The sequence below is a fragment of the Streptomyces gilvus genome, assembly GCF_022513565.1.
Lineage (GTDB): Bacteria > Actinomycetota > Actinomycetes > Streptomycetales > Streptomycetaceae > Streptomyces > Streptomyces gilvus.
In genome coordinates, this window is record NZ_JAKWBE010000050.1 from 1 (window position 1) to 24,092 (window position 24,092).

Below are 24,092 nucleotides of genomic sequence, written 5' to 3' on the forward strand. Positions count from 1 at the left end.
GAACACCGGACGGGGCCCTTCACCGCGCCGTGGCGAGCGCAGCGACAAGCGGTGATCAGTGGTGGCCGTGGCCGCTCGTGATCTCCTTGTACTCCTCGACGGTCGGCTTCGAGATCTGGGACTCGTCGCCGTAGTACGCCTCGCTCAGCTTGGCGCGCAGCTTCTGGGAGCCCTTGACCTTGCGCTCGACGCCGTTCGCGTCGACCGTCTGGCCGATCTCGACCGGCCTGTACTGCTCGTGCGCCGTGAGGGTGTGCAGCGCCTCCTGGCTGAGCGGCTCGTGGACCTCGATGAACTCACCGTGCGGCAGGCGCTTGATGATGCCGGACTCGCGCCCGTGCAGCACCTTGTCCTTGTCCCGGCGCTGCAGGCCGAGGCAGATCCGCTTGGTGGCGATGAAGACGAGGACCGGTACGACGAAGAAGCCGACGCGCACGAACCAGGTGATCGCGTTGATCGACAGGTGGAAGTGCGTGGCCCACAGGTCGTTGCCGCCGCCGATCATCAGCACGAAGTACCAGGAGATCCACGCGGCGCCGAACGCGGTGCGCGTCGGGGCGTTGCGCGGACGGTCCAGGATGTGGTGCTCGCGCTTGTCGCCGGTGACCCAGGACTCGATGAACGGGTAGACCGCGATCGCGACCAGGACCAGCGGGAAGATCACCAGCGGGATGAACACGCCCAGGACGAGCGTGTGGCCCCACAGGTTGATCTCCCAGCCCGGCATCGTACGGATCAGGCCCTCGGAGAAGCCCATGTACCAGTCGGGCTGGGCGCCGGTGGACACCTGGTCCGGACGGTAGGGGCCCATGGACCAGATCGGGTTGATCGAGGCGATCGCCGCGATGGCCGTGATGACGCCGAAGACCAGGAAGAAGAAGCCGCCGGCCTTCGCCATGTACACCGGCAGCAGCGGCATGCCGACGACGTTGTTGTTCGTCTTTCCGGGACCCGCGAACTGCGTGTGCTTGTGGTAGAAGACCAGGATCAGGTGGCCCACCATCAGGCCGAGCATGATGCCCGGCAGCAGCAGGATGTGGACCGAGTAGAACCGGGCCACGAAGTCGCCGCCGGGGAACTCGCCGCCGAAGAGGAACATCGACAGGTACGTGCCGACGACCGGCACGGACAGGATCGCGCCCTCCATGAAGCGGACACCGGTGCCGGAGAGCAGGTCGTCCGGGAGCGAGTAACCGGTGAAGCCGGTGAACATGCCCAGGACGAGCAGCAGGAAGCCGAACAGCCAGTTGACCTCACGCGGCTTGCGGAACGCGCCGGTGAAGAACACGCGCATCATGTGCACGAACATGCCCGCGAGGAAGATCAGCGCGGCCCAGTGGTGGATCTGCCGGATCAGCAGACCACCGCGCACGTCGAAGGAGATGTGCAGGGTCGAGTTGAAGGCCTCGGACATCATCTGGCCCTGCAGCGGGATGTAGCTGCCGTGGTACTCCACCTCGTTCATCGACGGGTGGAAGAACAGCGTCAGATACACACCCGTGAGGATGAGGATGAGGAAGCTGTACATGCACACTTCGCCCAGCATGAACGACCAGTGGTCGGGGAAGATCTTGCGCATGTTGGTCTTGGCCAGGGAGTAGATCCCCAGCCGGCCGTCGGCCCAGTCGGCGACGCGCTCACCGGCGGGCGCCTTGCCGCGCCGCGTGGCGGTGTTCTCGTTGGTGCTCATCCGCGCTCCCAGAATGCAGGACCGACGGGCTCCTCGAAGTCGCCGAGCGCCTCGAGATAGCCCTCGTCGTTCACACCGATGCGCAGCTGCGGCAGGGCGTGACCGGCGGGGCCGAAGATCACCCGGGCACCGTCGGAGAGGTCGAAGGTGGACTGGTGGCAGGGGCACAGCACGTGGTGCGTCTGCTGCTCGTACAGGGAGATCGGGCAGCCCACGTGGGTGCAGATCTTCGAGAAGGCGACGATGCCCTCGTAGGACCAGTCGAGCTCGCGCTTGTCCTTGATGTTCTCCGGCTGGAGCCGGACGATCATCAGCGCCGCCTTGGCGATCTGGGTCTGGAAGTCCTCGTCCTTCTCCTCCAGGCCCTCGGGCTTGGCGAAGGTGAGCGAGCCGACCGCGACGTCGGAGGGACGCAGCGGCTCGTTGGTGTTCATGTTGACGAGCAGCTTGCCCTTGGACCACAGGGTGTGGCGGAGCTTGGTCCCGGGCAGCGGGCCGAGGTCGCGCAGCAGCATGACGCCGGAGAGCGGGAACAGGGCCAGCGCGCCGAACATGGTGTTGCGGATCAGCTTCCGGCGGCCGAGCGCGGACTCCTTGGCGCCCTGCTTGAAGTCGGCCATGACCTTGGCCTTGACCTCGGGCGACGCCTCGATCGGGTGCCGCTCGTCGGCGATCTCCACGTCCGACATCAGGGTGCGGGCCCAGTGGACCGCGCCCGCGCCGATGGAGAACAGCGCGACGCCCAGGGTCAGACCGAGCGCGAAGTTCAGCGCGTTGATGTGGCCGATCGGGAAGACGTAGATCGCCTTGTCGTGCGGGATCGCCACGTACGAGGCGATGAAGCCGACCGTGGCCAGCATCGACACCGTGAACAGCATGGCCACCACACGCTCGGACCGCTTGGCGGCCCGCTCGTCGATGTCCTGGATCCGGTGCTCGTGCGGGGGCAGACCGGGATCCGCGAAGGGGTCCTTGTCGTCCGCGACGCTTACCGCGCCGTGCGCGTCCTGCTCAGCGGGCAGGTTCTCTTCTGGAATGTCTTGGCTACTCATGACTTCTTGGCCTTTGCGGTCCGAGCGGCGACCCAGACGGCGACCGCGATCAGCGCGCCGAGTCCGAAGATCCAGGCGAACAGGCCTTCGGAGACCGGGCCGAGTCCGCCCAGCTCAAGACCGCCGGGGCTCTCGGTGTTGCCTCCGTTGACCGCGTTCAGGTACGCGATGATGTCCTTCTTGTTCTGCTCGGTCAGCGTGGTGTCGGGGAACGACGGCATGTTCTGCGGGCCGGTCTGCATGGCCTCGTAGATGTGCTTCGGCGCGACGCCCTCGAGGCTCGGCGCGAACTTGCCGTGCGTCAGCGCACCACCCTTGCCGGTGAAATTGTGGCACTGCGCGCAGTTGGTGCGGAACAGCTCGCCGCCCTTGGCGATGTCGGCGCCGTCCGGGCCGTACTGGGCCTTCGTGGGGACGGACGGGCCGGCGCCCAGCGAGGCGATGTACGCCGCGAGCTGGTCGATCTGGGCCTGCGTGTAGATGACCTTCTTGCGCGGGATCTGAGCGCCCGGCTGCTGGGCCGGCATACGGCCGGTGCCGACCTGGAAGTCGACGGCCGCGGCGCCCACGCCGACGAGACTCGGACCGTCGGAGGACCCCTGCCCACCGGTTCCGTGGCACGTAGCGCAGCCCACGGAGTAGAGCTTCTTGCCCTCGTCGATGGCGAGGGACTGGGCGGTGTCGTCGGCCTTCGCCTGGCTCGCGGGCGCGAGCGTGGCGTACAGCCCCCCAGTGGCCGCCAGCGCGAGGAGGAGGACGACGACCGCCGCCAGCGGATGGCGTCGTCGTGCGGAGAGCTTTTTCACGGATTACCCCGGTGTCAGGATCTTCTGCGTCGATGCTTTAGGGATGTGCGCCGTGCGGGCGCACGCGGGAACTGGCCCGGCTACTTGATCAGGTAGATCGTGGCGAAGAGGCCGATCCACACGACATCGACGAAGTGCCAGTAGTAGGACACGACGATGGCCGCGGTCGCCTGTTCGTGCGTGAACCTCTTGGCCGCGTAGGTGCGGCCGAGGACGAACAGGAAGGCGATGAGGCCGCCTGTCACGTGCATGCCGTGGAAGCCGGTGGTCAGGTAGAACACGGAGCCGTACGGGTCGGAGGACAGGGAGAGCCCGTCCTTCTTCACCAGCTCCGTGTACTCGTAGATCTGACCGCCGATGAAGATCGCACCCATGACGAAGGTGACGATGAACCAGCCCCGGAGCTTCTTCACGTCACCGCGTTCGGCGGCGAAGACGCCGAGCTGGCAGGTGAGGGAGGAGAGCACCAGGATCGTGGTGTTGGTCGCGGAGAACGGAAGGTTGAGATGGCTCGCCATCTCCTTCCAGTGGTCCGGACCGGTCACCGATCGCAGGGTGAAGTACATCGCGAAGAGGGCCGCGAAGAACATCAGCTCGGAACTCAGCCAGATGATGGTTCCGACGCTGGTGAGGTTCGGCCGGTTGACCGACGGGTGCGCGTGCCCGGTATCTACTGTCGTTGCTGTCGCCACGACCGACATTATGTCGGTCGCTTATCCCGCCCTCACTCCGGGGGGTGCCGTTCGGAGTGTTGCTCCGGTTCGTACCGTGGTTGACGTGGTGTTGAACGGAGTAGCATCCCCGGCAACGGGCCTTTCCCCACGACGCAGACGTCTCGGAGGAACAATGCAGCCGACCGCCACGGTGCTGGTCTACAGCGACGACTCCAACACCCGCGAACAGGTCCGGTTGGCGACCGGGCGCAGGCCGGCCCCGGACGTCCCCGTCGTGGAGTTCGTCGAGTGCGCGACCCCGGCCGCCGTCCTCACCGAGCTGGACAGGGGCGGTATCGACGTCTGCGTGCTGGACGGCGAGGCCGTGCCGATGGGCGGCATGGGCGTGTGCCGGCAGATCAAGGACGAGGTCTTCGACTGCCCGCCGGTGCTGCTGCTGATCGGCCGCCCCCAGGACGCGTGGCTGGCGACCTGGAGCCGGGCGGACGCCGCTGTGACGCTCCCTGTGGACCCGGTGGAGTTCGCCGCGGCGCTGGCGGGCCTGCTGCGGCGCAGGAGCCTTCAGCAGAGCGCCTAGACGCTCTGCGGACGCAGCCGGGCCTGTTCCGCCGGGCTCGGCGCGTCCAGGGCGCCCGCGACCAGGGCGCTGCCACTGCGCCACTGCTTCCAGTCGAGGTTCCAGTCGCCGAAGCCGTTGCCGAACGGCTCCATGCTGTCGCCGTTGGAGTTCACCACCTTGACGACGTCGCCCTCGTGGACGTTGTCGAAGAACCACTCGGCGTTGGCGGTGCTCATGCCGGTGCAGCCGTGGGAGACGTTGGCGTAGCCCTGGGAGCCGGTGGACCAGGGGGCCGCGTGCACGTACTCGCCGCTCCAGGTGAGACGGGTGGCGTAGTAGACGGGCAGGTCGTACGAGTCCGCGGAGCCCTCGGCGATGCCGACGGTGGCGCTGCGCATCCGTACGAAGTACTCCTTGCCGAGCACCACCTTGACGCCGTTGCGGGTCTCGAAGCCCGGCTTTCCGGTGGTGACCGGGATCTCCTTGATCTCCTCGTCGTTCTTGTAGAACGTCAGGGAGTGGGAGGAGGCGTCGGTGACGGCGATGATCCGGTCGCCGATGCTCAGCTTCAGCGCCTTGGACTTCTCGCCCCACAGCCGGTCGCCGATCTTCACTCCGGCCAGGTCGCTGCGCACGCTCACGGTCGCGTGCGCGGGCCAGTAGTCCTTGGGGCGGTAGTGGAGCTCCTTGTCGTCCACCCAGTACCAGGCGCCCTGCACGGCGGGGACCGAGTCGACCCTGAGAGCGCGTTCGACGACGGCTCGCTGCGCCTTGTCGCTGACCGGCTGGTCCAGCTTGGCGGTGACGGGCTGGCCGACGCCGTACGTGCCCGAGTCCGGGCCGAAGGTGACCTTCAGCCGCTTCTTGGTGGTCGGTTTGCTGGTGTCGAAGGAGAGCACCTTGCGGCCGGGCGCCCCGTCCTCGTCCTCGGTGCTCACCCGCACCGTGTAGTGGGCGTCGGCGGCCAGCGGGGAGGTGCTGTGCCAGCGGGTGCCGTCGGCCGAGAGTTCGCCCGTCACATAGCGGCCGGTGGCGTCCATGGCGACGACGTCCGTGATACGGCCGTCGCCGTCCTCGGCGGTGACCTCGAGGGGCTTGTCCGGGTCGGCCTTCTTGCCCTCTTCGGTGGGGCCGTTGAAGGAGAGCTGGTCCGACGCGTCGTACGGCTTGTCGGTCAGCGGGTTGCCGCCGCTGCCGCAAGCGGTGCCGCCCGCGCCGAGGGCGATCACCAGCAGGGTGCAGCTGACGATGGTGCGGGTGCGTAGGCGCGTCGGTGTCGAGGGCGCGAGCGCGCGCAGGCCCGAAGGGTCGAGCACGGTCGCGTCCTCGACACCGACGCCTGCGCCGCGAGAGGACACAGTGTGGTTCATGAATGCGACGCTAGGGAGCGTCGTCAATCGCGGCGCGCTGGGTGACTCGTACGAGGGACAGAGATTGCGGCAAAAGCAGGAGCCCGGACGCTCCTGACGGAGTGTCCGGGCTCCAGAACCGCTCAGCGCGTGCTACTGGGTGCGGTTCTCACCGCGGTAGTACTCGAAGACCCAGCCGTACAGGCCGACCAGGATCACCGGCGCCGAGAAGTACAGCAGCCACCAGCCGATCGCGACCGACAGGAAGGCCAGCGCGCCACCGACGCCGAGGGCGAGCGGCTGCCAGCTGTGCGGGCTGAAGAACCCGACCTCGCCGGCGTCGTCCGCGACGTCCGCGTCCCTGTTGTCCATCGCACCCGCGTCGACCCGCCGGGCGGTGAAGCCCAGGTAGAAGCCGACCATGATGCTCAGACCGAAGGCCAGGAAGAGGGCCGTGGTGCCGGCCGGCTCCTTCGACCACACGCCATAGACGACCGCCATGACGAGCAGGAAGGCGCTCAGCCACATGAACATCTTGCCCTGGATCTTCACTTGCCGGCCTCCTTGCCACCAGCGAGGGCCTTGTCACCGTGAGGCGCGTTCTCCAGCTGGTCGAGGGCCGCGATCTCGGGGTGGTGCAGGTCGAACGCCGGGGATTCGCTGCGGATCCGCGGCAGGGTGAGGAAGTTGTGCCGCGGCGGCGGGCAGGAGGTCGCCCACTCCAGGGAGCGGCCGTAGCCCCACGGGTCGTCGACGCCGACCGGCTTGCCGTACTTGGCCGTCTTCCACACGTTGTAGAGGAACGGCAGGATCGACATGCCGAGCAGGAACGAGCCGATCGTGGAGACCGTGTTCAGCGCGGTGAAGCCGTCGGCCGCCAGGTAGTCGGCGTAACGACGCGGCATGCCCTCGGCGCCCAGCCAGTGCTGCACCAGGAACGTGGTGTGGAAGCCGATGAACAGCGTCCAGAACGTGATCTTGCCGAGCCGCTCGTCGAGCATCTTGCCGGTCATCTTCGGCCACCAGAAGTGGAAGCCGGAGAACATCGCGAACACCACGGTGCCGAAGACGACGTAGTGGAAGTGCGCCACCACGAAGTACGAGTCGGAGACATGGAAGTCCATCGGCGGCGAGGCCAGGATGACGCCGGTCAGACCACCGAAGGTGAAGGTGATGAGGAAGCCGGTCGCCCAGAGCATCGGGGTCTCGAAACTCAGGGACCCCTTCCACATGGTGCCGATCCAGTTGAAGAACTTCACGCCGGTGGGTACGGCGATGAGGAACGTCATGAAGGAGAAGAACGGCAGCAGCACACCGCCGGTGACGTACATGTGGTGCGCCCACACCGTCACCGACAGGCCGGCGATGGCGATGGTCGCGCCGATCAGGCCCATGTAGCCGAACATCGGCTTGCGGGAGAAGACCGGGATGACCTCACTGATGATGCCGAAGAACGGCAGCGCGATGATGTACACCTCGGGATGGCCGAAGAACCAGAAGAGGTGTTGCCACAGCAACGCTCCGCCGTTGGCCGAGTCGAAGACATGTGCCCCGAACTTCCGATCCGCCTCCAGCGCGAACAGCGCGGCGGCCAGGACGGGGAAGGCGAGCAGGACCAGCACCGCGGTCAGCAGCACGTTCCACACGAAGATCGGCATGCGGAACATGGTCATGCCCGGCGCGCGCATGCAGATGATGGTGGTGATGAAGTTGACCGCGCCGAGGATGGTGCCGAAGCCGGAGAAGGCCAGACCCATGATCCACATGTCGGCGCCGACGCCCGGGGAACGGACCGCGTCTGACAGCGGGGAGTAAGCGAACCAGCCGAAGTCGGCCGCGCCCTGCGGGGTGAGGAAGCCGCCCACGGCGATGGTGGAGCCGAACAGGTACAGCCAGTAGGCGAACATGTTCAGCCGGGGGAAGGCCACGTCCGGGGCGCCGATCTGCAGCGGCATGATCCAGTTCGTGAAGCCGGCGAACAGCGGCGTCGCGAACATCAGCAGCATGATCGTGCCGTGCATCGTGAACGCCTGGTTGAACTGCTCGTTCGACATGATCTGCAGACCAGGCCGGGCGAGTTCGGCGCGCATCAGCAGCGCCATCACACCGCCGATCAGGAAGAACGCGAACGACGTGACGAGGTAGAGCGTCCCGATCGTCTTGTGGTCAGTGGTGGTGAGCCACTTGATCACAACGTTGCCGGGCTGCTTGCGCCGGACCGGCAGCTCGTCTGAGTAGTGTCCCTCAGCTGCCGCGGCACCCTGGGGTTCGTTGAGGATGCTCACAGGTTGTTCGTCTCCCGGTTCTTCTCGTGGCTCGTCTGCGCGATGCCGGCGGGAACGTAACCGGTCTGCCCCTTCTTGGCGAGGTCCTTGAGGTGCTGCTCGTAGCGCTCCGGGGAGACGACCTTCACGTTGAACAGCATCCGGGAGTGGTCGACGCCGCACAGCTCGGCGCACTTGCCCAGGAAGGTGCCCTCCTTGTTGGGGGTCACCTGGAAGGAGTTGGTGTGGCCCGGGATGACGTCCATCTTCATCAGGAACGGCACCACCCAGAAGGAGTGGATGACGTCACGCGAGGTGAGGACGAAGCGGACCGTCTTGCCCTTGGGCAGCCACAGGGTCGGGCCCGGGTTGCCGGTCTGCGGGTTCCGCGTGGCGGGCGTGCCGACGTCGTAGACGCCGCCGGCGTTGGCCGGGAACGCGTTCTTGAACCTGTCCGGGATGTTCGCCAGGTTCGGGTCGGTCTTCGCGTCGCCCGTCACCCCGGGAACCGGAGTGATGTAGTTGAAGCCCCAGCTCCACTGGTAGCCCACGACGTTGACGGTCACGTCGGGCTTCTTGTCCGTGAGGCTGAGGAGCTTCGACTCGTCACGTGCCGTGAAGTAGAACAGCACGGAGACGATGATGAGCGGGACCACCGTGTACAGCGCCTCGATGGGCATGTTGTACCGGGTCTGCGGAGGAACCTCGACCTTGGTGCGGCTGCGCCGGTGGAAGATCGCACTCCAGATGATCAGACCCCACACCAGCACGCCGACGGCGAGCGCGGCAGCCCAGGAGCCCTGCCACAGGGAGAGGATCCGCGGAGCCTCTTCCGTGGTCGGGGTGGGCATACCAAGGCGGGGGAAGTCCTTGTATGTGCAACCGGTGGCGGTCGCCAGGACCAGGCCCGCGGTCATTGCCTGCAGCAGCTTCCGCCGCATCGGGCGCCGCGGCGAGCGGTCGGAGCCGTTGGGACTCACGTAGCGCCTTCCCGAGAGTCTCGCCCGCGCGGATCGGCTGCGGCCTGCCTTCTCATCTGGTCGGTCGCCGCCCTGCGTCGGGCAGGGGTTTGGATGTTTATGCGGACCAAACCCTAGCCGACGCTCTCCGAGGGTTCAGCGGGAGGGGTGCCTACTGAGTAGGGGGTTCGCTGAATTGGCGGCCGCGGGTACGTTGTGGCTGGTCGCGCAGTTCCCCGCGCCCCTGGGGTTAGCGTTGGCGTGTGTCCTACTTTGACGCCGCTTCCAGCGCCCCTCTGCATCCCGTGGCTCGTCAAGCACTGTTGGCCTCCTTGGACGAAGGATGGGCCGATCCCGCACGTCTGTACAGGGAAGGACGGCGGGCCCGGATGCTGCTGGACGCCGCGCGGGAGACGGCCGCCGAAGCCGTTGGGTGCCGGGCGGACGAACTCAGCTTCACCTCTTCCGGTACGGGGGCCGTACACAGCGGGATGGCGGGGGCGTTGGCCGGGCGGCGACGGGTCGGGGGTCACCTGATCGTGTCTGCCGTCGAACATTCCTCGGTGCTGCATGCCGCTGACGCGCACGAAGCCGGCGGTGGGACGGTCACCCAGGTGGCGGTAGGGCGGCAGGGGGCCGTGGACCCGTCGGAGTACGCCGCCGCACTCCGGCCGGACACCGCGCTGGCCTGTCTGCAGTCGGCCAACCACGAGGTGGGGACCGTGCAGCCCGTGGCGGAGGTGGCCGAGGCGTGCCGGGCGGCGGGGGTGCCGTTGCTCGTGGACGCCGCGCAGTCCTTGGGGTGGGGGGCGGTCGACGGCGACTGGTCGCTGCTCACGGCCGGCGCGCACAAGTGGGGCGGGCCCGCCGGCGTCGGGCTGCTCGCCGTGCGCAAGGGGGTGCGGTTCGCCGTGCAAGGGCCCGCGGACGAGCGCGAGTCGGGGCGGGCGGCCGGGTTCGAGAACATCCCGGCGATCGTGGCGGCGGCCGCCTCGCTGCGGGCCGTCCGGGCCGAGGCGGCGCAAGAGGCGGTACGGCTGCGGGAGCTGACGGCGCGGATCCGGGCGCGGGTGCCGGAGCTGGTGCCGGACGTGGAGGTGGTGGGCGATCCGGAGCGGCGGCTGCCCGGGATCGTCACCTTCTCGTGTCTCTATGTCGACGGGGAGACTCTGCTGCACGAGCTGGACCGCGCCGGTTTCTCCGTTTCCTCCGGTTCGTCCTGTACCAGCAGCACGCTGACGCCCAGCCATGTGCTGAGGGCGATGGGGGTGCTGAGTGAGGGGAATGTGCGGATCTCGTTGCCGATGGGCACGACCGAGGCCGACGTGGAGCGGTTCCTGGAGGTTCTGCCGGGGGCGGTGAGCGGGGTGCGGGAGAAGCTGGGCGCTCCGGTGCCGACGACCGTGCGCGAGGAGGGCGCCCTCGTGGTGGACGCCCTGGGCAAGCTGTGCCCGCTGCCCGTCATCGAGCTGGCCAAGGTCATCGGGGACGTGCCGGTGGGCGGCACGGTGCGGGTGCTCGCCGACGACGAGGCGGCCCGCCTGGACATCCCGGCGTGGTGTGCGATGCGGGGGCAGGAGTACGTGGGTGAGGAGCCGGCGGACCGGGGCTCGGCCTATCTGGTCCGCCGGGTCTCCTAGCCGCTGCTACGGGCCGCTAGAACAGGTGCTTCTGGACCTCGGCGGCGGCCTCGTCGCCGTATGCCTTGGTGAAGCGGTCCATGAAGTGGGCGCGGCGCAGCTGGTACTCCTGGGTGCCGACCGTCTCGATGACGAGGGTCGCCAGCATGCAGCCGACCTGGGCCGCGCGCTCCAGGGAGACGCCCCAGGCGAGGCCGGACAGGAAGCCGGCGCGGAAGGCGTCGCCCACGCCGGTCGGGTCCGCCTTGCGCTCCTCCTCGGGGCAGCCGACCTCGATCGGGTTCTCGCCGACGCGCTCGATACGGACGCCGCGCGAGCCGAGCGTGGTGACCCGGTGGCCGACCCTGGCGAGGATCTCGCCGTCGCTCCAGCCGGTCTTGGACTCGATGAGCCCCTTCTCGTACTCGTTGGAGAACAGGTAGGTCGCGCCCTCCAGCAGTATCCGGATCTCGTCGCCGTTCATCCGGGCGATCTGCTGGGAGAAGTCGGCGGCGAAGGGGATCGAGCGGGAGCGGCACTCCTCGGTGTGCCGGAGCATCGCCTCGGGGTCGTCGGCGCCGATCAGGACGAGCTCGAGCCCGCCCACCCGGTCGGCGACCGTCTTCAGCTCGATCTGCCGGGCCTCGCTCATCGCGCCCGTGTAGAAGGAGCCGATCTGGTTGTGGTCGGAGTCCGTGGTGCACACGAAGCGGGCGGTGTGCAGGGTCTCGGAGATCCGGACCGAGTCGGTGTCGACGCCGTGCCGGTCGAGCCAGGCGCGGTACTCGTCGAAGTCGAAGCCGGCCGCGCCGACGAGGATGGGGTTCGTGCCGAGCTGGCCCATGCCGAAGGCGATGTTCGCGCCGACGCCGCCCCGGCGTACGTCGAGGTTGTCGACCAGGAAGGAGAGCGAGACCGTGTGCAACTGGTCCGCGACGAGCTGGTCGGCGAAGCGGCCGGGGAAGGTCATGAGGTGGTCGGTGGCGATGGAGCCGGTGACTGCGATGCGCACGGGGTGGACTCTCCTGTAGGGAGAAACTGGGTTGACGGTTCACGCTACCGGGTCGTAGCGGAGCACTGAAGGCGCCAAAACTACCCGATAGTAGATCTTTCTTCACAGCGTCGGGCGTGCATACGGTTCCGTTATGACGAACCTCAAGGTCCACTCCCCGGTCCCGGTCGACCTGGAAGGCGACCTCGCGTCGCTGCGGGGCGACTGCGCGCGGATGGCTCCCCACTGGGCCGTGCCCGACCGGATCGCCGCCCGGCCCGTCTCCCCGTCCCTGATCCACGGCGTGACCGTGCCGTCGACGTCCGCCCGGCTGCTGGACGCGATGTCGGACTACGGCGACTGAGCGTGCCACGGCGGCCGAATCGGCGGCCGTAGTCCGGATAGGCGCGTTTCCGGGAACCGTGCGCTCCCCCGGTGCGTCCCATCGCCGTCCCCCGTCGAGGGGATGCGCGATACGACCCTCCGGCCGACCTTTTTGACAGGGCCGGGTCAGGGTCACAGGGACAGTGCACAGCCGAAGGAGCGATGCGGTGAACACCGAGCGACCCGACAACGACACCGCCGGCTCCGCCGAGGAGCGGGGCGACGAGGAGGAGCGCGGCGCCCTGCACGCCGCCCCTCCCGCCGGTGCCCACCCCGCCGGGACCGCTCCTGACGCCGAGCGGGAGGCCGGGGAAACACCGGCCGCTGGGGCTGACCAGGCCGCCCCGGCCCCGGACGCCGTGCGGACCCGCGAAGGTGAGAACCCGGACGTCCTGGAAGGCAGGGCCGACGAGGGCGCGGACGCCGTAGACACCACGGCAGGCGAGAACGCGGACGACCCGGAGAGCCGGGCCGACGAGGGCACGGACGCCATAGGCACCACGGCAGACGAGATCGCGGACGACCCCGAGCCCCAGGCCGGCGAGGGTACGGACGCCGTCGGCAGCACGGCAGGTGAGGAGTCGGACGGCCCGGAGAATCGGGGCGGCGTGGGGTTCGGGGGCGCGGAGGTGCCGGCGGGCAAGGGTTCGGGGGGCCGGGAACAGGTCGACACCTCCCGCTCCCAAGGCGCCGGCGGCGCCGGAAGCGCCAAGCCCACCGTGCCCGTCGAGTCAGGCGCGTCCGGCGCGTCCGGCGCGTCCGGCGCTCCCCTTGAGCCCGGCGCGGAGCAGGCCTCCGCAGGCGACGGGAGTACCCCCGCCGGCTCCCCCGCGGCCGAAGAAGCCCAGGCAGGCCTCCCCGGCGCCTCCCTCCCCCGCGAAACCGCCGCGCTCGGCGAGGGTTTCGGCTCGGGCGGCGGCGTCGACCGTCCCGAGGCCGTGCCTCCCAGCGAAGTCCCCGGCCCCCACGAGAGCCGCACTGAGGCGCCGTCCCGTCGGCGCTCCCCCGTTCTCATCGCCTCCGTGGCCGCCGCCGTTCTGCTCGTCGGTGGTGGCGGGGCCTACCTCGCGGCCTCCGCGTCCGACGGCTCCGGCGGTCGTACGGGGGCCGGGGCGTCCGGGGACGACACTCCTCCGCCGCTGGCCCTCGACGGCTACGGCTCGGGCGGTACGAACGGGATCGCGCCCGGGGAGCCCAATCCGTACGGCGTGACGTACCGGGCGGACGGCTCGCTGCCCGACGGGCCGGACTCGGCGCCCGTGTACCGCGTGACGGGTGACGTCACCAAGGACCAGGTGGCCCGGCTGGCGAAGGCGCTGGGGCTGGACGGGACGCCCGTGGCCCAGGGGCAGGCCTGGCAGGTGGGGCCGAACAAGGACGGCTCCGGGCCCAGCCTGGTGGTGAACCGGCAGACACCCGGCACCTGGACCTTCCACCGGTACGCGGCCGGGACCGACGCCTGTCAGGGCGTCACCGTGTGCACCCCCAAGGACCCCGCGAACCCGTCCGTCGACACGATCAGCGCGGCGGCCGCGAAGAAGGCCGCGGCGCCGGTGCTGAAGGCGCTGGGTGAGGACGACGCGAAGGTGGACGCGAGCCAGGTCATGGGCGCCCAGCGGGTGGTCAACGCCGACCCGGTGGTGGGCGGGCTGCCGACGTACGGCCGGACCACGGGGCTGACCATCGGCGCGCAGGGCGAGGTGGTCGGCGGCAGCGGCCAGCTGAGCACACCGGTCAAGGGGGACACGTACCCCGTGCTGAGCGCGCGCAGGACGCTGGACCTGCTCAACGCGGCGCCGCGCACCGACCACCGCATGGGCATCGGCGGCTGCGCCACCCCCGTACCGCTGAAGGACCGCTTCGAGGCGCCGTGCGGGCAGTCGACGTCGGCCGCGACGGCCTCGCCGGCGCAGAACGCGGCCACGGTGGAGCACGCGGTGTTCGGGCTGGCCTCGCAGACCGTGGCCGGCCGGCCGGCGCTGGTGCCGTCCTGGCTGTTCCAGGTGCGGGCGGCGGGCGCGCAGAACACGTTCACGGTGACGTACCCGGCGATCGACCCGAAGTACCTGGCCTCCGACTCGCCCTCCGCCCAGCCCACCCCGTCGGGCACCGAGGCGCCGGCCACGCGGGACGTCAAGGTCGACGGTTATCTGGCCACCGGCACGACGCTGACCGTGACCTTCACGGGCGGTGTCTGCGGCGACTACGACGCGAAGGCGACCGAGAGCTCCGACAAGGTGACCGTCACGGTGACCGAGACGCCGTGGAAGGACAAGGTCTGCATCATGATCGCCAAGGAGATGACGCGGATCGTGCACCTGGACGAACCGCTCGGCGACCGCAAGGTCGTGGGCTCCGACGGCAAGGAGATCCCGCAGGTGAAGCCGGGAGCGCGGCTGCCGCGGACGTCGGCGGGGGTGCGCTGACCCGCCGGGAAGGCGCGAAGGCGGCGGCCCTGTCGGAGGGGGCCGCCGCCTTCGGCTTGTTCGGTTGTTCAGCAGCTCGACAAGGCTTAGCTGAAGGAGTCACCGCAGGCGCAGGAGCCCGTCGCGTTCGGGTTGTCGATCGTGAAGCCCTGCTTCTCGATCGTGTCCACGAAGTCGATGGACGCGCCGCCCAGGTACGGGGCGCTCATGCGGTCGGTGACGACCTTGACGCCGCCGAAGTCCTTCACCACGTCCCCGTCGAGCGAACGCTCGTCGAAGAAGAGCTGGTAGCGCAGGCCGGAGCAGCCGCCGGGCTGGACGGCGACGCGCAGGGCCAGGTCGTCACGGCCTTCCTGGTCGAGCAGGGCCTTGACCTTCGCCGCGGCGGCGTCGGACAGGATGATGCCGTCGGTGACGGTGCTGGTCTCGTCCGATACGGACATCTACATCTCTCCCGGGTTGTACGGAGACTGCTTGCCGACTGTTCCAACCGGCAAGGCCGCGGATTCATTCCGGGCCGGCGCCTGTCTTTCGGCGTCCTCTTCATGCTCGCACACGGGATGGCGAGCGGAAAACGACCCATCGGGATTCACGTCACATCGACGCTATGACCATCGTCAAAGTGACGTGAACCGGGTTATGATAGATAGCGTCAGATCGACGAAAAGTAGAAAGGGTGCGTGTCGTGACCACCGCCCAGACCCCGGAGCTCGACGTACAGCCGACTCCTCTCGCCCTGCTGCTCCTCGGCCGGGAGGCCGACCCGAAGAGCGAGCGCGGTGTCGAGTGTCCCGGTGACCTGCCCTCGCCGTCCGACCCCGACCTGGTCGAGCGCGCCCGCGCGGCCAAGGAGAAGCTCGGCGACAAGGTGTTCGTCCTCGGCCACCACTACCAGCGCGACGAGGTCATCCAGTTCGCGGACGTCACGGGCGACTCCTTCAAGCTGGCCCGGGACGCGGCCGCGCGCCCGGAGGCGGAGTACATCGTGTTCTGCGGTGTGCACTTCATGGCGGAGTCCGCGGACATCCTGACGTCGGACGACCAGAAGGTGGTCCTGCCCGACCTCGCCGCGGGCTGCTCGATGGCCGACATGGCGACGGCCGAGCAGGTCGCCGAGTGCTGGGACGTGCTGACCGAGGCCGGCGTGGCCGAGCAGGTCGTGCCGGTGTCGTACATGAACTCCTCCGCCGACATCAAGGCGTTCACCGGCAAGCACGGCGGCACGATCTGCACGTCCTCGAACGCGAGGAAGGCGCTGGAGTGGGCCTTCCAGCAGGGCGAGAAGGTGCTGTTCCTGCCCGACCAGCACCTGGGCCGCAACACGGCCGTGCGGGACATGGGCATGTCCCTTGAGGACTGCGTCGTCTACAACCCGCACAAGCCGAACGGCGGGCTGAGCGCCGACGAGCTGCGCGCCGCGAAGATGATCCTGTGGCGCGGCCACTGCTCGGTGCACGGCCGGTTCTCGCTGGACTCGGTGAACGACGTGCGCGAACGCATCCCGGGCGTGAACGTCCTGGTCCACCCCGAGTGCCGGCACGAGGTCGTCGCGGCGGCCGACCACGTCGGTTCCACGGAGTACATCATCAAGGCCCTGGAGGCGGCCCCGGCGGGCTCCAAGTGGGCCATCGGCACCGAGCTCAATCTCGTACGCCGGCTCGCGAACCGTTTCGCCCCGGAGGGCAAGGAGATCGTCTTCCTCGACCGGACGGTCTGCTTCTGCTCGACCATGAACCGCATCGACCTGCCGCACCTGGTCTGGGCCCTGGAGTCGCTGGCCGAGGGCAACCTGGTCAACCGGATCGAGGTCGACAAGGAGACGGAGGCGTTCGCGAAGCTGGCGCTGGAGCGGATGCTGGCGCTGCCGTAAGGACTCAGTCCGTCCTGGGGCGGACGAGTCCGGACTCGTACGCGATCACCACCAGCTGGGCGCGGTCGCGCGCGCCCAGCTTGGCCATGGCCCGGTTGACGTGGGTCTTCACGGTGAGCGGGCTGACCTCGAGCCGTTCGGCGATCTCGTCGTTGGAGTGGCCGCCGGCGACCTGGACCAAGACCTCGCGCTCGCGGACGGTGAGCGCGTCGAGGCGCTGGGAGCGGACGGGGTCCTGGCCGTCGGAGGGGTCGCCCTGGGCGAGGAAGCGGGCGATCAGGCCCTTGGTGGCGGCCGGGGAGAGCAGTGCCTCGCCGCCGGCCGCGATCCGGATGGCGTTGAGCAGTTCGTCCGGCTCGCTGCCCTTGCCGAGGAAGCCCGAGGCGCCCGCGCGCAGGGACTGCACCACGTAGTCGTCGACCTCGAACGTGGTCAGGATGACGATCCTGACGTGGGCGAGGGAGGGGTCGGTGCTGATCATGCGGGTGGCGGCGAGGCCGTCGGTGCCGGGCATCCGGATGTCCATCAGCACGACGTCGGCCCGCTCCTGCTTCGCCAGCCGCACCGCCTCCGCGCCGTCGGACGCCTCGCCGACCACCTCCATGTCGGGCTCGGAGTCGACGAGCACCCGGAAGGCACTGCGCAGCAGCGCCTGGTCGTCGGCTAGCAGGACGCGGATGGTCATGCGCTTCCCCCGGTGGTGGCCGTGCGGGTCTTGACCGGCAGGATCGCATGGACGCGGAAGCCGCCGCCGTAGCGGGGGCCGGTGGTGAGGGTGCCGCGCAGGGCGCTGACGCGTTCCCGCATGCCGAGCAGACCGTGGCCGCCGCCGTGCTCGGGGTCGTCGTCCCGGCCGGCGCCGTCGTCGAGGACCGTGATCTCGATGTTCGGTCCGACCCGCACGACGCTGACCTCGGCCTTCGCCTCGGTTCCGGCGTGCTTCTGGACGTTGGTGAGGGCTTCCTGGATGACGCGGTAGGCGGCGAGGTCGACGGCGGCCGGGAGGGTGGTGTCCTGGTCGGCGCGGGCGACCTCGACATGGAGGCCCGCGCTGCGGAAGGTGCCGACCAGTTCGTCGAGGCGGTGGAGGCCGGGGGCGGGTTCGGTGGGGGCCTCGGGGTCGCCGGACTGCCGCAGCAGGCCGACGGTGGCGCGGAGTTCGTTGAGCGCGGAGCGGCTGGCCTCGCGGACGTGGGCGAGGGCCTCCTTGGCCTGGTCGGGCCGCTTGTCCATGACATGGGCCGCGACGCCGGCCTGCACGTTGACCAGGGCGATGTGGTGGGCGACGACGTCGTGCAGGTCCCGGGCGATGCGCAGCCGCTCCTCGGCGACCCGGCGGCGGGCCTCCTCCTCGCGGGTGCGTTCCGCCCGCTCGGCTCGGTCCCGGATGGCCTGGACGGCGGCCTTGCGGCTGCGGACGGCGTCGCCCGCGGTCGCGCCGATACCGGTCCAGGCGAAGATGGCGAGGTTCTCCTGGGCGTACCAGGGCAGCGGGCCGAAGAGCATCGAGGCGCCGGTCAGGAGGGTCATCGTGAGCAGGCCGAGGCGCCAGGTGGTGGCGCGGTCGGTGGTCACGGCCACGGTGAACAGGGCGACGACGGCGGACATGGCGACCGGGGCGCGGGGGTCTCCGACGACGCACTCGACGAGGCAGACGGCGCCGGTGAGCGCGAGGACGGTACGCGGGGCCCGACGGCGGAAGACCAGGGCGAGCGCGCCGAGGGTCATCAGCGCGAGGGCGAGCGGGTCCGGGGTGCGGATGCCCGAGGCGACGCCGTGTCTGCCGTGCCCGTCCGCGAAGGAGGCGGCCACCATGCAGACGAGGACCCCGGCCGCCAGGACCGCGTCCAGCGCGAGGGGGTGGGCCCGCAGGCGGTGGCGGGTGCGTTCGAGGGTGGCGCTCACGATTGCACAGTACGGGGCGCCGCACCGCGCCGGAACTGCCGCAGGCGGTACTCGAGGCCGGCGGACGCGCCGGCCTCCCGCGCGCTCTCAGCCCGGAATCAGCCCGTCGTCGCTGAGGAGGTCGCGGACCTCCTCCAGGGTCGCGTCGGAGGAGGGAAGGATCAGTTCGGAGGGTTCCAGGGAGTCGTCCGGGAGCGGGGTGCCCAGTTCCCGGACCTTGGCGAGGAGGGCCGCCAGGGTCCGGCGGAAGCCGGGGCCGTCGCCGTTCTGCATTTCCCTGAGGAGCTCGTCGTCCAGCTTGTTGAGGTCGGCGAGGTGGCTGTCGGCCAGCCTCACCTGCCCCTCGCCCATGATCCTGACGACCATGTCGCCCATCTCGGCCTCCTGGGGGTGACCCCCTACTGCTTGTCGAAGCGCGGGGTGTCCTGTGGCTGCTGCTGGGACTGAGCCTGCCCGCTGCCGCCCTCGATCGCCTGCTGGGAGGAACCCCCGGCCAGCTCCGCCTTCATGCGCTGCAGCTCCAGCTCCACGTCCGAGCCGCCGGAGATCCGGTCCAGTTCGGCCTGGATCTCGTCCTTGTGCATGCCGGACTGGTCGTCCAGCGCGCCCGAGGCGAGAAGCTCGTCGATCGCGCCGGCCCGGGCCTGGAGCTGCGCGGTCTTGTCCTCCGCGCGCTGGATCGCCAGCCCGACGTCGCCCATCTCCTCCGAGATGCCGGAGAAGGCCTCGCCGATACGGGTCTGGGCCTGGGCGGCGGTGTAGGTGGCCTTGATCGTCTCCTTCTTGGTGCGGAAGGCGTCCACCTTGGCCTGCAGCCGCTGGGCCGCCAGGGTGAGCTTCTCCTCCTCGCCCTGGAGCGTCGCGTGCTGCGTCTCGAGGTCGGTCACCTGCTGCTGGAGCGCCGCGCGCCGGGACAGCGCCTCGCGGGCCAGGTCCTCGCGGCCCAGCGCGAGCGCCTTGCGGCCCTGGTCCTCCAGCTTGGAGGACTGCGACTGGAGCTGGTTGAGCTGCAGCTCCAGGCGCTTGCGGCTGGTCGCCACGTCGGCGACACCGCGGCGCACCTTCTGCAGCAGCTCCAGCTGCTTCTGGTACGAGTAATCGAGGGTTTCGCGCGGGTCCTCGGCCCGGTCAAGGGCCTTGTTCGCCTTCGCGCGGAAGATCATCCCCATACGCTTCATGACACCGCTCATGGGCTTCGCGCGCCCCCTTCTGACGGACTTCCAGCTCCAGCTCTGCGACAGAACCCACAGTACGGGCCCTGCATCCATTGACGCACTGTTCGGGGACGGATGCGCTCATCCCCAAGGACGACTGCGTCCCCACCCGCTCCGGCGTAGGGAGTAGGTGTGCCCCTGGGGAAACCGCCCCCTCTGTCCCTTACATGACGACTGGTGTTGCCGGATCGTTCCCCGCGGGGCTGGGGTCCAACCCCGGGCACCCCGTACCCTTGGGTTTTGTGTTCCGTAGCCGTGCCAAGGAAGAGAAGGCCGGCGCCGACAAGGCGTCGCTGACCGACTCCAAGCAGCCCCGTGACCCGCAGGCCCCCAAGGGCCGCCCCACGCCCAAGCGCAGTGAGGCCCAGTCCCAGCGCCGCAGCGTCGCCAACACGACGCTGACGCGCAAGGACGCCGCCAAGCGTCAGCGCGAGGAGCGCCGTTCCGCGCTGGAGCGGCAGCGCCAGGCGCTGGCGGGCGGTGACGAGCGGTATCTGCCCGCCCGGGACAAGGGCCCGGTGCGCAAGTTCGCCCGCGACTGGATCGACTCGCGCTTCAACGTGGCCGAGTTCTTCCTGCCCATGGCCGTGGTCATCCTGGTGCTGAGCGTCGTACGGGTGCCCGCCCTGCAGAACATCGCGCTGCTGCTGTGGCTGATCGTGATCGTGGCGATCGTGATCGACGCGGCCGTCAGCGCCTTCCGGCTGCGCAAGGCGCTCGCCGAGCGCTTCCCGGACCAAGGCCGCAAGGGCGCCACCCGGTACGCCCTGATGCGCTCCCTCCAGATGCGCCGGCTCCGGCTACCGAAGCCGCAGGTCAAGCGCGGAGAGCGGCCCTGAGCACGACGTCGTTCTCCGGGGGTGCGGCCGGATCCTGGCTGCAGAAGCTGGGCGGGCTGCGCAACGCCGTACGGCAGGAGCTGGTGGCCCGGCAGCTCGACGAGCAGATAGTGGGGCGCTTCCCGGTCGGGCAGCGGCTGCGGGTGCTGGACGTCGGGATGGGCCAGGGCACGCAGGCGCTGCGGCTGGCCCGGGCCGGACACCAGGTGACCGGTGTGGAGCAGGACGCCACCATGGTCGCGGTGGCCCGGGAGGCCCTCGCCGCGGAACCGGAGGGCATCCGGGAGCGGGTGCGGATCATCGAGGGCGACGGCCGGGACACGGGCGTGCACTTCCTGCCCGGCAGCTTCGACGTGGTGCTCTGTCATGGCGTGCTCATGTACGTCGAGGATCCGGACGCGCTGCTCGCGGGGCTCGCCCGGATGCTCGCCCATGGGGGTCTGCTGTCGCTGCTGGTGCGCAACGCCGACGCCCTGGCCATGCGGCCCGGGCTGCACGGCGACTGGGCCGGCGCCCTCGCCGCCTTCGACACCGTGTCGTACACCAACCGCCTCGGCCTCGACGTCCGCGCCGACCGCCTGGAGACCCTGACAGCGACCCTCGCCGGCATCGGCGCGCCCCTGCACACCTGGTACGGCGTCCGGGTCTTCACGGACACCGCGGCCGACGACACGGAGCCACCGGCCGACGTGGAGACGCTGCTGGCCGCCGAGGAGCGGGCGGGACGGACGGACCCGTACCGCCGGGTCGCCGCGCTGCTGCACCTGTGCGGAGTGCGCGGCTGAGCCCGTTCGGGCGTGCAGCACAGGCCGGACCTCCGTCCCGCAGAGACACTCGGGGCATGGACATCACCCGTATCCGTGCCCTGCGTCTGCTCACCCCCCTCGCCGTCCTCGCACTGGTGAGCGGGTGCTCCGGCTCCGGTTCCTCCGGCCGCTCGGAGACGTCCACCACGCAGGCCGGGCAGGCCCTCGCGCAGAAGTCCGGCAGCGATCTGCAGGGCGACTACCAGCGGGTGATCAAGGACGTACTGCCGTCCGTCGTGCAGATCCAGGCAAGCAACGACCTGGGCTCGGGGGTGGTGTACGACGACAAGGGGCACATCGTCACCAACGCGCATGTCGTCGGCGAGGAGAAGTCCTTCAAGGTGACGACCGCCAACAGCGAGGACACGCTCACCGCCCGGCTCGTCTACTCCTACCCGCAGCAGGACCTGGCCGTGATCAAGCTGGACAAGGTGCCGAGCGGGCTGAAGGCGGCGACGTTCGCGGACTCCTCGAAGGTCCAGGTCGGCCAGATCGTGCTGGCGATGGGCTCACCGCTCGGCCTGTCGTCCAGCGTCACCCAGGGCATCGTCTCGGCGACCGGACGGACCGTCACCGAGGGCGGCGGCGGGGGCGGTACGGGCGCGACGATCGCCAACATGGTGCAGACGTCCGCCGCCATCAACCCCGGCAACAGCGGCGGCGCCCTGGTCAACCTGGACAGCCAGGTCATCGGCATCCCGACGCTGGCGGCCGTCGACCCCACCTTCGGGGACAGCGCGGCGCCGGGCATCGGGTTCGCGATCCCCGCCTCGACGGTGAAGACGATCGCCGACCAGATCGTCAAGAGCGGCAAGGTCACCGACTCCGGCCGGGCCGCGCTCGGCATCACGGGCCGCACGGTGGTCGACGAGAACTACCAGCCGGCCGGGGTCGCCGTGGTGTCGGTCAAGAGCGGCGGGGCGGCCGACAAGGCCGGGATCAGGGCCGGGGACATCATCACCCGGCTGGGTGACACGGACATCACGACGATCACCTCCCTGACCGAGGCGCTGGCCCAGGACAAGCCGGGCGAGCGCACGACCGTGACGTACACCCGGGGCGGAAGTGAGCAGAAGACGGACGTGACGCTCGGCGAGCAGTGACGGCGGGGGCGGCCGGCGGGCCGCCCCCTCGTCCGTACGGCTTACGCCTCGGCGGAGCGCAGGCTCATCGGCCCGTAGATCTCCGTGGAGTCCTCGAACAGCCGCACCTGGTCCGCGCCGCCCTCCAGCAGTGCCTTCCAGTGCTCCCCGATCCAGGACTCGGCGTCCCCCTGCGTGGTGAACTCCTCGGGCTGCACCGCGGGGGGGACCTCCGCCCCGTCGGCCTTCTCGAACCGCCACGTCCATGACGCCATGTACGCCTCCCGTGTATGAGCACCTGCAAAGGAGAAGCCGGATCTTGGTCCGGCTCCTGCCCTGAAGACTAGTCGGACGGGCAACACCTGCGCAGACACGCGAAAATCACTTCCGTGGAAGTGACTCTGCTCGGTACCGGTGCCCCCCTGGGACTGCCCCGCCCCGACTGCCCCTGCGCCGCCTGCGCGGTAGCGCTCGGCGAGGACGCGCGGGCGGCGACCGCCGTCCTCGTGGACGGCACGCTGCTGCTCGACCTGACGCCGGGCGCCGCCTTCGCGGCCGCGCGGGCCGGGCACTCCCTGGGCGGCGTACGCCAGGTGCTGCTGTCCCACCCGCACGACGGACCGCCCGTCGAGGTCCCCGCCGGTCTGCCGCAGCCGGGGCGGGTGCCGGACGGACGGGAGTTGGCGCTGCTGACGGGGCATCGGGTGCGCGCGGTGGCGTTGGACGCGCCCGGCACCGGCTACGCCGTGACCGGGCCGAACGGCCGGCGGCTGCTGTACCTCCCGCCCGGGGGCGCGCCGGCCGGGCTGGAGGCGAACGGCTCCGTGGAGTCGTACGACATGGTGCTCGCCGACGTCGTGGGGCGGCCGGACGCGCTGGCGAAGCTGCGGGCGGTCGGCGCGCTCGGGCCGACCACGGACGTCGTCGCCGTCCATCTGGACCACGACGTGCCGCCCGGCGCGGAGTTGCGACGGCGGCTCGCGACGGCGGGGGCGCGGACCGTGCCGGACGGGTCGACGCTGACGGTCGGCGTGTACGAGGACGTGCCCGACGTGCCGCGCCGGACGCTGGTGCTCGGCGGGGCGCGGTCGGGGAAGTCGGTGGAGGCCGAGCGGCGGCTGGAGGCCTTCCCCGACGTGCTGTACGTGGCGACGGGCGGGACGCGCGGCGGGGACACCGAGTGGGCGTCGCGGGTCGCCGCGCACCGGGAGCGGCGGCCGGGGTCGTGGCGGACGGTCGAGACGTGCGATCTGGTGCCGTTGTTGAAGGAGGAGGGGGCACCGTTGCTGATCGACTGTCTGTCGCTGTGGCTGACGGACGCGATGGACTCCGTCGGGGCGTGGGACGACGCGGTGTGGGCGGACGAGGGGGAGCGTGCCCTCCGGGAGCGGGTGCGGGAGTTGACGTCGGCGGTGCGGGCGGCTCGGCGGACCGTTGTCGCCGTGTCCAACGAGGTGGGGTCGGGCATCGTGCCCGCTACGGCTTCCGGGCGGCGGTATCGGGATGAGTTGGGGCGGTTGAACGCGGCGTTCGGGGCGGAGTGTGAGGCTGTCGTGCTGGTGGTTGCGGGGCAGGCGGTGGTTTTGCGGGGGTGACGGTTCTT

24 protein-coding genes are annotated in these 24,092 nt (G+C 70.0%); 9 read left to right on the top strand and 15 right to left on the bottom strand.

Annotated features, from left to right (window positions below; translation table 11 throughout):
• Positions 1-55: 55 nt before the first annotated feature.
• The 4 genes from qcrB to ctaE all read right to left on the bottom strand — a co-directional run bounded on the left by qcrB (position 56) and on the right by ctaE (position 4,249).
• Entirely contained in the window at positions 56-1,690 is a 1,635-nt protein-coding gene (gene qcrB, locus MKW14_RS39340; protein ID WP_240871337.1) for a cytochrome bc1 complex cytochrome b subunit, read from the bottom strand.
• Positions 1,687-2,742 (bottom strand): cytochrome bc1 complex Rieske iron-sulfur subunit, encoded by a 1,056-nt coding sequence (gene qcrA / locus MKW14_RS39345; RefSeq protein WP_133042903.1) that lies wholly within the window; start codon positions 2,740-2,742, stop codon positions 1,687-1,689. The genes qcrB and qcrA overlap by 4 nt, the downstream gene beginning before the upstream one ends.
• Positions 2,739-3,548 carry a cytochrome bc1 complex diheme cytochrome c subunit gene (gene qcrC, locus MKW14_RS39350; RefSeq protein WP_240871340.1) on the bottom strand — a complete coding sequence of 270 codons (810 nt, stop codon included), beginning with the start codon at positions 3,546-3,548 and terminating at the stop codon, positions 2,739-2,741. Before qcrC ends, qcrA begins: the two co-directional genes overlap by 4 nt.
• Before the next feature lie 80 nt (positions 3,549-3,628).
• Positions 3,629-4,249 (bottom strand): aa3-type cytochrome oxidase subunit III, encoded by a 621-nt coding sequence (ctaE, locus tag MKW14_RS39355; RefSeq protein WP_240871341.1) that lies wholly within the window; start codon positions 4,247-4,249, stop codon positions 3,629-3,631.
• Between the two features lie 145 nt (positions 4,250-4,394).
• On the opposite strand from ctaE, the gene MKW14_RS39360 reads away from it, so the two are divergent.
• On the top strand, positions 4,395-4,799 hold the full coding sequence (locus tag MKW14_RS39360; protein ID WP_240871342.1) for a response regulator: 405 nt from the start codon (positions 4,395-4,397) through the stop codon (positions 4,797-4,799).
• Here the strand turns inward: MKW14_RS39360 and MKW14_RS39365 are convergent.
• The 4 genes from MKW14_RS39365 to ctaC all read right to left on the bottom strand — a co-directional run bounded on the left by MKW14_RS39365 (position 4,796) and on the right by ctaC (position 9,374).
• On the bottom strand, positions 4,796-6,151 hold the full coding sequence (locus MKW14_RS39365) for a L,D-transpeptidase (protein WP_240871343.1): 1,356 nt from the start codon (positions 6,149-6,151) through the stop codon (positions 4,796-4,798). The two genes, MKW14_RS39360 and MKW14_RS39365, sit on opposite strands and share 4 nt — an antisense overlap.
• Positions 6,152-6,283: 132 nt before the next feature.
• On the bottom strand, positions 6,284-6,682 hold the full coding sequence (locus MKW14_RS39370; RefSeq protein WP_240871344.1) for a cytochrome c oxidase subunit 4: 399 nt from the start codon (positions 6,680-6,682) through the stop codon (positions 6,284-6,286).
• Positions 6,679-8,415: an aa3-type cytochrome oxidase subunit I gene (gene ctaD, locus MKW14_RS39375; RefSeq protein ID WP_240871345.1), complete on the bottom strand. Its 1,737-nt coding sequence runs from the start codon at positions 8,413-8,415 to the stop codon at positions 6,679-6,681. Before ctaD ends, MKW14_RS39370 begins: the two co-directional genes overlap by 4 nt.
• Positions 8,412-9,374: an aa3-type cytochrome oxidase subunit II gene (gene ctaC / locus MKW14_RS39380; protein WP_240871346.1), complete on the bottom strand. Its 963-nt coding sequence runs from the start codon at positions 9,372-9,374 to the stop codon at positions 8,412-8,414. Before ctaC ends, ctaD begins: the two co-directional genes overlap by 4 nt.
• 242 nt (positions 9,375-9,616) lie before the next feature.
• On the opposite strand from ctaC, the gene MKW14_RS39385 reads away from it, so the two are divergent.
• Positions 9,617-10,993: a cysteine desulfurase/sulfurtransferase TusA family protein gene (locus MKW14_RS39385; RefSeq protein WP_240871347.1), complete on the top strand. Its 1,377-nt coding sequence runs from the start codon at positions 9,617-9,619 to the stop codon at positions 10,991-10,993.
• 16 nt (positions 10,994-11,009) lie between these two features.
• Here the strand turns inward: MKW14_RS39385 and MKW14_RS39390 are convergent, their stop codons facing one another.
• On the bottom strand, positions 11,010-11,984 hold the full coding sequence (locus MKW14_RS39390; RefSeq protein WP_240871348.1) for a carbohydrate kinase family protein: 975 nt from the start codon (positions 11,982-11,984) through the stop codon (positions 11,010-11,012).
• A 133-nt stretch (positions 11,985-12,117) separates the two neighbouring features.
• Between MKW14_RS39390 and MKW14_RS39395 the strand changes: the two genes are divergently transcribed.
• Together MKW14_RS39395 and MKW14_RS39400 are read left to right on the top strand one after the other, a co-directional pair.
• Positions 12,118-12,327: a hypothetical protein gene (locus MKW14_RS39395; protein ID WP_133042913.1), complete on the top strand. Its 210-nt coding sequence runs from the start codon at positions 12,118-12,120 to the stop codon at positions 12,325-12,327.
• 187 nt (positions 12,328-12,514) lie between these two features.
• Positions 12,515-14,773 (top strand): hypothetical protein, encoded by a 2,259-nt coding sequence (locus MKW14_RS39400; RefSeq protein WP_374116663.1) that lies wholly within the window; start codon positions 12,515-12,517, stop codon positions 14,771-14,773.
• Positions 14,774-14,859: 86 nt separating this feature from the next.
• Here the strand turns inward: MKW14_RS39400 and MKW14_RS39405 are convergent, their stop codons facing one another.
• Positions 14,860-15,216 (bottom strand): iron-sulfur cluster assembly accessory protein, encoded by a 357-nt coding sequence (locus MKW14_RS39405; RefSeq protein ID WP_030582488.1) that lies wholly within the window; start codon positions 15,214-15,216, stop codon positions 14,860-14,862.
• A gap of 242 nt (positions 15,217-15,458) precedes the next feature.
• Here MKW14_RS39405 and nadA point away from each other — a divergent pair, with 242 nt between their 5' ends.
• A complete protein-coding gene (gene nadA, locus MKW14_RS39410) occupies positions 15,459-16,643 on the top strand; it encodes a quinolinate synthase NadA (protein WP_240871349.1) in 1,185 nt (394 codons plus the stop codon).
• 4 nt (positions 16,644-16,647) lie between these two features.
• Here the strand turns inward: nadA and MKW14_RS39415 are convergent, their stop codons facing one another.
• The 4 genes from MKW14_RS39415 to MKW14_RS39430 form a co-directional block, all read right to left on the bottom strand.
• A complete protein-coding gene (locus tag MKW14_RS39415; protein ID WP_240871350.1) occupies positions 16,648-17,328 on the bottom strand; it encodes a response regulator in 681 nt (226 codons plus the stop codon).
• Positions 17,325-18,548: a sensor histidine kinase gene (locus MKW14_RS39420; RefSeq protein ID WP_240871351.1), complete on the bottom strand. Its 1,224-nt coding sequence runs from the start codon at positions 18,546-18,548 to the stop codon at positions 17,325-17,327. The genes MKW14_RS39415 and MKW14_RS39420 overlap by 4 nt, the downstream gene beginning before the upstream one ends.
• Before the next feature lie 87 nt (positions 18,549-18,635).
• Positions 18,636-18,914: a PspA-associated protein PspAA gene (pspAA, locus tag MKW14_RS39425; protein ID WP_240871381.1), complete on the bottom strand. Its 279-nt coding sequence runs from the start codon at positions 18,912-18,914 to the stop codon at positions 18,636-18,638.
• A 32-nt stretch (positions 18,915-18,946) separates the two neighbouring features.
• Positions 18,947-19,711: a PspA/IM30 family protein gene (locus tag MKW14_RS39430; RefSeq protein ID WP_240871383.1), complete on the bottom strand. Its 765-nt coding sequence runs from the start codon at positions 19,709-19,711 to the stop codon at positions 18,947-18,949.
• A 218-nt stretch (positions 19,712-19,929) separates the two neighbouring features.
• On the opposite strand from MKW14_RS39430, the gene MKW14_RS39435 reads away from it, so the two are divergent.
• The 3 genes from MKW14_RS39435 (at position 19,930) to MKW14_RS39445 (ending at position 22,510) form a co-directional block, all read left to right on the top strand.
• Complete coding sequence (locus tag MKW14_RS39435; protein WP_240871352.1) at positions 19,930-20,601, top strand: DUF3043 domain-containing protein; 672 nt, start codon at positions 19,930-19,932, stop codon at positions 20,599-20,601.
• A gap of 83 nt (positions 20,602-20,684) precedes the next feature.
• On the top strand, positions 20,685-21,386 hold the full coding sequence (locus MKW14_RS39440; protein ID WP_240871353.1) for a class I SAM-dependent methyltransferase: 702 nt from the start codon (positions 20,685-20,687) through the stop codon (positions 21,384-21,386).
• 56 nt (positions 21,387-21,442) lie between these two features.
• Positions 21,443-22,510, top strand: a complete 1,068-nt coding sequence (locus MKW14_RS39445; protein WP_240871356.1) for a S1C family serine protease — start codon at positions 21,443-21,445, stop codon at positions 22,508-22,510.
• A 41-nt stretch (positions 22,511-22,551) separates the two neighbouring features.
• On the opposite strand, the gene MKW14_RS39450 is transcribed toward MKW14_RS39445, so the two are convergent.
• Positions 22,552-22,764 (bottom strand): hypothetical protein, encoded by a 213-nt coding sequence (locus MKW14_RS39450; RefSeq protein WP_133042923.1) that lies wholly within the window; start codon positions 22,762-22,764, stop codon positions 22,552-22,554.
• Between the two features lie 114 nt (positions 22,765-22,878).
• Between MKW14_RS39450 and MKW14_RS39455 the strand changes: the two genes are divergently transcribed.
• On the top strand, positions 22,879-24,084 hold the full coding sequence (locus MKW14_RS39455) for a bifunctional adenosylcobinamide kinase/adenosylcobinamide-phosphate guanylyltransferase (RefSeq protein WP_240871359.1): 1,206 nt from the start codon (positions 22,879-22,881) through the stop codon (positions 24,082-24,084).
• The last annotated feature ends 8 nt before the right edge of the window (positions 24,085-24,092 follow it).

What these genes read in the sequence shown, in the direction of transcription:
- pspAA (WP_240871381.1), bottom strand. Translation starts at nt 18,914, where the DNA reads ATGGTCGTCAGGATCATGGGCGAGGGGCAGGTGAGGCTGGCCGACAGC.
- ctaE (WP_240871341.1), bottom strand. Translation starts at nt 4,249, where the DNA reads ATGTCGGTCGTGGCGACAGCAACGACAGTAGATACCGGGCACGCGCAC.
- MKW14_RS39445 (WP_240871356.1), top strand. Translation starts at nt 21,443, where the DNA reads ATGGACATCACCCGTATCCGTGCCCTGCGTCTGCTCACCCCCCTCGCC.
- MKW14_RS39430 (WP_240871383.1), bottom strand. Translation starts at nt 19,711, where the DNA reads ATGATCTTCCGCGCGAAGGCGAACAAGGCCCTTGACCGGGCCGAGGAC.
- qcrA (WP_133042903.1), bottom strand. Translation starts at nt 2,742, where the DNA reads ATGAGTAGCCAAGACATTCCAGAAGAGAACCTGCCCGCTGAGCAGGAC.
- MKW14_RS39450 (WP_133042923.1), bottom strand. Translation starts at nt 22,764, where the DNA reads ATGGCGTCATGGACGTGGCGGTTCGAGAAGGCCGACGGGGCGGAGGTC.
- MKW14_RS39435 (WP_240871352.1), top strand. Translation starts at nt 19,930, where the DNA reads ATGACGACTGGTGTTGCCGGATCGTTCCCCGCGGGGCTGGGGTCCAAC.
- MKW14_RS39415 (WP_240871350.1), bottom strand. Translation starts at nt 17,328, where the DNA reads ATGACCATCCGCGTCCTGCTAGCCGACGACCAGGCGCTGCTGCGCAGT.
- MKW14_RS39395 (WP_133042913.1), top strand. Translation starts at nt 12,118, where the DNA reads ATGACGAACCTCAAGGTCCACTCCCCGGTCCCGGTCGACCTGGAAGGC.
- MKW14_RS39405 (WP_030582488.1), bottom strand. Translation starts at nt 15,216, where the DNA reads ATGTCCGTATCGGACGAGACCAGCACCGTCACCGACGGCATCATCCTG.
- MKW14_RS39365 (WP_240871343.1), bottom strand. Translation starts at nt 6,151, where the DNA reads ATGAACCACACTGTGTCCTCTCGCGGCGCAGGCGTCGGTGTCGAGGAC.
- qcrB (WP_240871337.1), bottom strand. Translation starts at nt 1,690, where the DNA reads ATGAGCACCAACGAGAACACCGCCACGCGGCGCGGCAAGGCGCCCGCC.
- MKW14_RS39360 (WP_240871342.1), top strand. Translation starts at nt 4,395, where the DNA reads ATGCAGCCGACCGCCACGGTGCTGGTCTACAGCGACGACTCCAACACC.